General features: G+C 62.3%; 1 protein-coding gene. It reads left to right on the top strand.

What is annotated here, in order from left to right; all coding sequences use genetic code 11:
• Positions 1–154: 154 nt before the first annotated feature.
• The coding region (locus tag EN852_RS40070) for a GatB/YqeY domain-containing protein (protein WP_189546674.1) at positions 155–284 on the top strand (130 nt) is incomplete at its 3' end.

The following is a 284-nucleotide window of genomic DNA, read 5'->3' as shown; positions in this document are numbered from 1 at the left end:
GGACCGAGTACATAGGGGAAGGCGCGCGAGCGGTCAATGCGGCGACGCCAAGCCAGGATGGATTTGCATTCGTCCAGCAAAATCAGCGGCTTGTCGGGATTTGCGTCACGCGGCCGGCGAAGCTATTGTCCGCCGGATTCGAAGGAGAAGCACGATGCGCGAGAAAATCGCCGAATCCATGAAGAGCGCGATGAAGGAGCAGGACAAGCACCGCCTGCCGACGCTGCGCTTGATCCAGGCCGCCATCCACGATCGCGACATCGCCAATCGCGGCGCCGGCAAGC

The sequence above is a fragment of the Mesorhizobium sp. M2E.F.Ca.ET.209.01.1.1 genome (assembly GCF_004010375.2).
In the GTDB taxonomy this organism is placed as follows: domain Bacteria; phylum Pseudomonadota; class Alphaproteobacteria; order Rhizobiales; family Rhizobiaceae; genus Mesorhizobium.
The sequence above is the reverse complement of the archived record's forward strand: the minus strand, read 5'-3'. Positions and strand labels throughout refer to the sequence as shown.